Origin of the sequence: Tunicatimonas sp. (assembly GCF_049647865.1) — a bacterium.
GTDB lineage: Bacteria > Bacteroidota > Bacteroidia > Cytophagales > Cyclobacteriaceae > Tunicatimonas.
Genome location: NZ_JBARYM010000620.1, coordinates 1 through 7,474, shown reverse-complemented (window position 1 = coordinate 7,474; position 7,474 = coordinate 1). Strand labels below are relative to the sequence as shown.

7 protein-coding genes are annotated in these 7,474 nt (G+C 42.8%); 2 read left to right on the top strand and 5 right to left on the bottom strand.

The genetic code is table 11. The annotated features are described in order from the left end of the window. The 5 genes from WBA23_RS18205 to recQ all read right to left on the bottom strand — a co-directional run. Window positions 1-119 (bottom strand): hydantoinase/oxoprolinase N-terminal domain-containing protein (locus WBA23_RS18205; protein WP_424583706.1); only part of this gene is annotated, 119 nt, incomplete at its 3' end. 12 nt (window positions 120-131) lie between these two features. Further along, complete coding sequence (locus WBA23_RS18200; RefSeq protein WP_424583705.1) at window positions 132-653, bottom strand: gliding motility lipoprotein GldH; 522 nt, start codon at window positions 651-653, stop codon at window positions 132-134. Between the two features lie 48 nt (window positions 654-701). Next, window positions 702-1,823 carry a PSP1 domain-containing protein gene (locus tag WBA23_RS18195; protein WP_424583704.1) on the bottom strand — a complete coding sequence of 374 codons (1,122 nt, stop codon included), beginning with the start codon at window positions 1,821-1,823 and terminating at the stop codon, window positions 702-704. A 174-nt stretch (window positions 1,824-1,997) separates the two neighbouring features. After that, entirely contained in the window at window positions 1,998-3,308 is a 1,311-nt protein-coding gene (gene purD, locus WBA23_RS18190; protein WP_424583703.1) for a phosphoribosylamine--glycine ligase, read from the bottom strand. 173 nt (window positions 3,309-3,481) lie between these two features. Next, the gene (gene recQ / locus WBA23_RS18185) at window positions 3,482-5,677 is read right to left on the bottom strand and encodes a DNA helicase RecQ (RefSeq protein WP_424583702.1); all 2,196 of its coding nucleotides are present in this window, start codon (window positions 5,675-5,677) and stop codon (window positions 3,482-3,484) included. Between the two features lie 237 nt (window positions 5,678-5,914). Between recQ and WBA23_RS18180 the strand changes: the two genes are divergently transcribed. Together WBA23_RS18180 and WBA23_RS18175 are read left to right on the top strand one after the other, a co-directional pair. After that, a complete protein-coding gene (locus WBA23_RS18180) occupies window positions 5,915-7,000 on the top strand; it encodes a mannose-1-phosphate guanylyltransferase (protein WP_424583701.1) in 1,086 nt (361 codons plus the stop codon). A gap of 56 nt (window positions 7,001-7,056) precedes the next feature. Then, the coding region (locus WBA23_RS18175) for an NAD-dependent epimerase/dehydratase family protein (protein WP_424583700.1) at window positions 7,057-7,474 on the top strand (418 nt) is incomplete at its 3' end.

Sequence of the window (7,474 nt, the reverse complement as noted above, 5' to 3'; positions counted from 1 at the left end):
CTATCACTCAGTACTTTAACTCGGTGTAATACTCCTGATGGGTTATATGCTAAACAATCGGTGAAAGTGCCGCCAGTGTCTACCCAAATCTTCCACCGTTCGCTCGGTTGCGTAGCCATCGTTACCTTTCGTTAGTCTTTTTCGGCTACTTCCACCCGTACTCCTACCGAAAGAATTTCGGGTAGAGTATCTTGTCGCATATACTGCTGAAGACGAATTTGGTACATACCAGCCGTATCAAACTTATAATTAGGCAAAGCCAGAACCTGATGAGAAAATATATCACCGAGTCCGCTTCCGAAAGGCTTACCGGTACGAGACTCAAACAGATTCATTTCGTAGAGCTCCGTTTTTATGGTGTGACCCAGAGTATCTTCCAAGTAATAAGTGAGGTATAAATTGCGAAATGGGTACGCTATGGTGTTTCGCACATTCCAATAAATATTGTAAGCCTGCTCCGGCTCATCTATCTGAAAGCGAAAACTCAGTAAGCTATCGGCGGCCCATACCGTTTGATCAAAATCGGTATTATCTTCGTACACGCGGTTATCATCGCAGCGCGTGAGAACTAGCAATAGAAGGAGTGCCAGTACCAATGAGCGAGCCCAGTGACGAATAAGAACCAAATAGCTAGGAACTGAAGATAGTTTCATTGATGGCTACTAAGATTATAGAAGAGAAGAAGTGAAAAATGAGTGGTATTAATTTCTTTTCTTTCGTTTGTTACGGCGTTTGGGGTTATGCTGGTGCTTCTTTTGAAACTTTTGGTCCATTTTCACCAAATCATTGTTCAGAACTCCCGAATCAGATTTAGCGATTATATGATCTTCCACTAGCGTATCTGGTATTTTACCCTGCTTATTTAGTTCTAAAACCTCGTGTACTCGCTTTGCACTTAAGGGAACCCAGGCATTTTCTCCGGCAAAGCTAAACCACATAATTCTCTTAAAAATATCGGTCTTTTGCAGTACAGCTTCACCCTTCCGAGTTTTTAGAGGGCGGTTCACTTCTGGAATACGTTTGAGAGCACTCATATACGTTTCTAACTCGTAGTTGAGGCAGCATTTGAGCCGTCCGCATTGACCGGAAAGTTTGCTGGGGTTTAGCGAGAGGTTTTGGTAGCGTGCCGCCGAAGTAGATACGCTTTTAAAATCTGAAAGCCAGGTAGAGCAACAAAGTTCGCGGCCACAAGAGCCAATTCCTCCTAGCCGACCCGCTTCTTGCCGTAAGCTAATCTGCCGCATCTCAATTCGGATGCGAAATTCTCCTGCTAATATTTTTATCAGCTCCCTAAAATCAACCCGGCTCTCGGCAGAATAATAGAAAGTAGCTTTATTGTTATCCGCCTGGTATTCTACGTCGGATAGCTTCATGGATAAATTTAGCTTCTGAATAATATCGCGCGTTCGGTAGAGCGTTGGCATTTCGCGATTGCATACCTTGCGGAATTTCTCCAAATCTTGCTCCGTGGCTATTCGATAAATAGTGCGAATTTGATCGTCATTAGGCACTTTTTTCTTCTGCATTTGCAGCCGGACTAATTCACCCTGTAACGATACATGACCAATATGATAACCGTTAGGAACGTCTACTACTACTGCATCGCCCGTAATTAAATCTAAGTCTTTGGAGTTACGAAAAAAGTCTTTGTGTCCGTTTTTAAACTTTATTTCAACGACGTCGAAGGTGCTCAACGATGGAAAATCCATGTTGGAGAGCCAGTCGAAGACATTCATTTTATTACACCCTCCGGTGCTGCAGCCGCCATTGTTACGGCAGCCACTTACTGCACCATCTTTGGTGCTACATGTAGTGCATCCCATATCATCCTCTATATATTTAGTCAGAAGGTATACTTTACCTCCCTACCCGAAATTTATTAACAAATAGGCTACTTAAGCTGTACTTAATAACTTCATTGAAATCAAGCTTCGTATAGTTATTTCACCGTGTCGCTTTAAATTAATACGATTTTGGATAAAAACGAATTGGAGACTCTATTTTCCATTGGCTGAATAGCGTAGAATATCCTGACCGATATCTTTGCGGTAGTAGACTTCCTCCCAATGTAGTTGCTCAACCTGAGTATACGTCTGTTCCAGCGCAGTTTTAAGTTGACTGTGCAGCGATGTGACTGCTAGCACCCGTCCACCATTGGTAACAACTTCGCCTGCTACAGCTTTAGTACCTGCTTGAAAAATTAAACTTCCCGACTTATTTGATAAACCGCTAATTGCTTTACCCTTCTCGTATCTTCCTGGGTACCCACCCGATACCATCACTACCGTAGCTGCAGCCTGCAAACTGATCTGCACCCGTACATCTGATAGCTGCTGCTGGGCAGTTGCTACTAATAACGCTACTAAATCGCTTTCTAGACGAGGAATAATAGCTTGAGTTTCGGGATCGCCCAACCGCACATTGTACTCAATCACGTAGGGATTGCCGCCTACGTTCATCAGTCCCAGAAAGATAAAACCTCGGTAGTCTATATTTTCTTCGGCAAGTCCTTGAATGGTTGGCTCTACAACTTGCTTTTTCACTTTATGCAAGAACTCTTCATTAGCGAACGGAACGGGAGAAACTGCTCCCATACCACCGGTGTTAGGCCCAGTATCATTTTCGCCAATACGCTTGTAATCCTTAGCTTCCGGAAGCAGATGGTAGCTTTTTCCATCGGTAAGTACGAATACTGAAAGCTCAATGCCATCTAGAAATTCTTCGATAACTACTTTCTGACTAGCTTTACCGAACTTTTGGTGCTGAAGCATATCGCGCAAGGTTTCGGTAGCCTCATCGTAGGTAGTACAAATAATCACTCCTTTGCCAGCAGCTAGCCCATCAGCCTTTAGCACAATAGGTAAGGTCTGCTCTTTTAGATATTCCAGTCCTTCGTTGAGGGTATCAGCCGTAAATGTACGCGAGGCCGCAGTAGGAATATTATGCCTCTGCATAAACTGCTTAGCAAAGTCCTTGCTTCCTTCTAGTTCAGCTCCGTTTTGGGTAGGGCCTACTACCAGCACATTAGCAGTTGATGCATTATTTTTTAGAAAATCGGTAATCCCGGCTACTAGTGGTGCTTCCGGACCAACAACAACCAGCTCGATATTCTGTTGTTGAATAAAATTAGCAATACGCTGAAAGTCAGCCTGATCATAACCGTTTTGTACTAGATGCTCAGCTACGTTAAACAGAGAAGTACCCGCATTACCAGGCGATACAAAGAGGCGGGTGCAGTCAGGACTTTGGCTAATCTTCCAAGCCAGTGCGTGTTCCCGACCCCCAGAACCAAGTAGTAAAATATTCATGGTTAGGTTTTGAGCGCAAAGCTAAAGAAAAACTATGGGCAATGAACAGTTAGTAGTAACAATTAGAATTAGAGACCGGAGACCGGAGACCGGAGACCGGAATTTGAAAACTTGAACCTTGTAATCCTAATATTGTAATAAATTAGCAATTAAGCCATTGAACAATCGAGCTATCAATTAGCGTACTCTGATAAGAATTTGATACGGAATAGGCGTAGTTCTTCTTCGGTATAATCACCTTCAAACTCTTCGGTAGCACCGGAGATGCGGTCTGATTCAGCGTTCAAAAAATAATCGTGAAGCTCATCAATGTGATCTTCCTCAAGAAATTGATCCAGATAATAATCAATGCTTAGCTTGGTACCCGAATAGCAGATGTGTTCAATCTCGCCAATTAGCTCTTCCATTGATAGGTTTAGCGTGCTGGCAATCTCTTCAAAATCGACTTTCTTATCTATCTGCTGAATGATTACAATCTTGTTCTTCGACTTGTTAACCGTTGATTTAATAAGTACATCGGAGGCCGTAGCAAGATCATTTTCAACAACATACTCCTCAATCATCTTCAAAAATGGTGAGCCGTATTTGAGAACTTTTCCCATACCCACTCCATTAATACTAGCCATTTCATCTTTGGTAGTAGGGTAGGTCGTTGCCATTTCTTCCAGCGAAGGTTCCTGAAAGACCACATAAGGGGGTACATTCTTGCGTTTGGCAATATCTTTACGGAGCTGCTTCAGTCGCTTAAATAAGTTGTCATCGTAAGACTTTCCGTAACCTGTGGGGCTGCTTTGTCCGAGTGTGCCGTCGTTTTCTTCGCTTTCGGTAACATCCTCAAACACATGGGTTTTAGATAGCATCAGCGAATGAGGGTGATGAATAAAGTCTTCCCCTTTGCTAGTTAGCTTAATGGTGCCAATGTTCTCAATATCTTTTTTTAGTAGTTCAGCAATTAGTGCTTGCCGTAATACCGAACTCCAACGTTCAGCCGATTCTCCCTTGCCCTGTCCGTACACCGGAAGCTGGTCGTGCTTATAGCTTTTTACGTACTGGTTGGCTGAGCCACGAATTACATCAACTAAGTGATTTATCCCAAACCGCTCATTGGTTTGCTTCACCGCTTGCAACGCAGTTTTTATTAGGTCCTGACCCTCGTATTGTTCTTTAGGGTTTACGCAGTTGTCGCAAAAGCCACAGCTTTCCGCGAGATATTCACCAAAATAATGCAGTAGTTGCCTTTTACGACATACTGCTGATTCGGAGTAGGCGATCATCTCACCGAGGAGGTGGCGGGCATTATCTCGCTCAGTTACGGTTTTATCCTTATTAAATTTCTCTAGCTTAAGAATATCGCTATAACTGTAGAACATCAAACAGCGAGCTTCTCGTCCGTCTCGCCCAGCGCGCCCAGTTTCCTGGTAATATCCTTCTAATGATTTGGGCACATTATAGTGAATAACGAAGCGCACATCGGGTTTGTCAATTCCCATGCCGAAAGCAATAGTGGCTACAATTACATCAACATCTTCATTAAGAAAGGCATCCTGGTTTCGTACCCGAACATTGGCATCTAAACCGGCGTGGTAGGGAGCGGCTTTAATACCATTAACCTGAAGAAATTGGGCGATTTCTTCCACTTTTTTTCGGCTCAAACAGTAGATGATTCCTGATTTGTCCGGATACTTCTTGATAAATTTAATGAGCTGCTTTTTGATCTGAGTCTTCGGACGCACATCATAATACAGATTGGGGCGATTAAAAGAAGATTTATATAAATCAGCTTCTTCCATTTGTAGGTTCCGCTGAATATCTAGCTGCACCTTAGGGGTAGCGGTGGCCGTTAAGGCAATCACCGGAACATTATCTTTCAGTTGTGAAATAATGTACTTGATGCGCCGATACTCAGGCCGAAAATCGTGTCCCCATTCCGAAATACAGTGCGCTTCGTCTACCGCTACGAAAGAAATATTGGCTTCCTGTAAGAATTTAATATTCTCCTCCTTAGTCAGTGACTCCGGAGCTACGTAAAGCAGTTTCGTCTTTCCCTTCAGCGTGTCGCTTCTAACTTTATTAATTTCGGTTTTACTCAAGGTTGAGTTTAAAAACCGAGCATCAATGTTAAACCCGTTTAGCTGATCTACCTGATTCTTCATTAAAGCAATCAGAGGAGAAATGACGATAGCCGTGCCCGGTTGCAATAGCGCAGGCAACTGGTAGCAGAGTGATTTACCAGCACCAGTAGGCATAATAACAAATGTATTATGACGGTTTAAAATATTTTCGATAATAGCTTCTTGATTTCCGCGAAAATGATTGAAGCCAAAATATTGTTTAAGGGAAGCTTGTAGATCAATTGTTTGCTCTACCATTGGTAAGAAGATGTGTTACGAAAAAAACCAACGCCATGCTTGACCGTTGGTCTTTCTGGATAGTTAATACTTTTTTGAAGATAATAGATTGCCGAGTTATTACAAAATATATAGCGAATTTGTTCTTTTATTAAAATATTTTCAAAGATATTCTCGGTAATGAGCAACGGGAGGTTTGCTTCGTGAACTACCGGAAGTTATATTCGCTAGCTGTAACAGAGGTTATTGCACTTTACTATGGCGCGGAACAACAATTTTGTGGTTATCACTACGGGCAGTCACGCCACGTCGGACTTTTGGCCGTTTAGCCGCAAGAACATGCCTAAGCCATTTTTGGATTTACTAGGTACCGGAAAATCACTACTTCAATTGACCTACGAGCGGTGCCTTGCTCTTTGCGACGAAGATCGGATTATGGTAGCAACGACGGAGCCTTATATCGACCTGGTAAAAGAGCAGCTCCCCCAACTATCAGAACAACAAATTTTAATTGAACCGATCAATCGAGGGGCCGCGGTTTGCGTAGCCTACGCAGCTTATAAGATCAGACAGTTAGACCCCTCTACCGTCATTACGATGATGCCTGCTGATCACGCTATTTTCGGTGAGATAGCTTTTTTGCGAGATATTGGCAAAGCACTGGAAACGGCTGCCTCTGACCCGAAAAAATTATTGATTATAGGTATTAAACCATCCAAACCCGAAACGCGCTATCGTTATATTCAGTACCACTACAACAGTGGTGGGGCAATCAAGAAAATTAAAACACTTACTGATAAGCCGCAAATTGAGTTGGCTAATCTGCTCGTTAATAGTGGCGATTTTGTTTGGAATACTGATATTTATGTTTGGCACGTGAACGCGATTATTGAAGCGGTAGAAACCTATCTGCCCGAAGTTGCCGAGGTTTTTTCTGGCGGCTTGTTGCAGTATGGTACCGATCAAGAACCTCTTTTTTTGAAAAATGCCTATTCGCAGTGTAAAAATACTACACTAAGCTACGGTATTCTGGAGAAAACCGATAACCACTATGTATTATTGGGCAACTTTAACTGGTCGGCCATTGACTCCTGGCAGGCCCTCTTTTCATTGAAAAAATTGGGGAACGAAGAAAATACGATAGAAGCTAACGCTGTTTCCATTCAAAGCAAGAGCTGTTTTATTAAAAGTACCGATGGTAAGTTGATTATTGTACACAGCTTACACGACTATCTGGTAGCTGATAGTTCCGACGTACTGCTCATTTGTCCTAAATCAGAAGTTGAGCAACTAAAGCAGATTATGAAGGAAGCCGAAGAACAGAAAGGAGAAGATTATATATAAAGCATCGCTTATTTTAGTGTTGAGAGCAACCAATTTAGAGGTAAATTTTTTTTGATATGAAAATTTTTGTAACTGCTGGGACCGGGTTTGTGGGAAGTGCTATTACTAAGATGCTTCTATCTCGTGGTCACGACGTAACCTCCCTAGTCAGAAATCCGGAAAAGGCTAAGAACTTGAAAGAGCTGGGAGTCACTTTAGTAGTGGGGGATATGCTAAGACCGGAGTCCTATCGGCAGGAAGTGCAGCATCATGATGTGATAATCCACTGCGCTCAATTGACAGTGAAGGGACGATATACCACAAAAGCGAAGCATCGCATTAATGAAGCTGATCAACTAATGACTCGCGCATTAGCCGAAGATTGTTGGCAATACGACAAAAAGCTGCTCTATACCAGTGGCTGTTTTAACTACGGCGATCACGGTGATGCGTGGATTACCGAAGATACTCCGGCGAATCCTTCTCCTCTGGGAG

Coding starts and splice junctions, on each gene's coding strand:
- WBA23_RS18200 (WP_424583705.1), bottom strand. CDS start 653: ATGAAACTATCTTCAGTTCCTAGCTATTTGGTTCTTATTCGTCACTGG.
- WBA23_RS18195 (WP_424583704.1), bottom strand. CDS start 1,823: ATGGGATGCACTACATGTAGCACCAAAGATGGTGCAGTAAGTGGCTGC.
- purD (WP_424583703.1), bottom strand. CDS start 3,308: ATGAATATTTTACTACTTGGTTCTGGGGGTCGGGAACACGCACTGGCT.
- recQ (WP_424583702.1), bottom strand. CDS start 5,677: ATGGTAGAGCAAACAATTGATCTACAAGCTTCCCTTAAACAATATTTT.
- WBA23_RS18180 (WP_424583701.1), top strand. CDS start 5,915: ATGGCGCGGAACAACAATTTTGTGGTTATCACTACGGGCAGTCACGCC.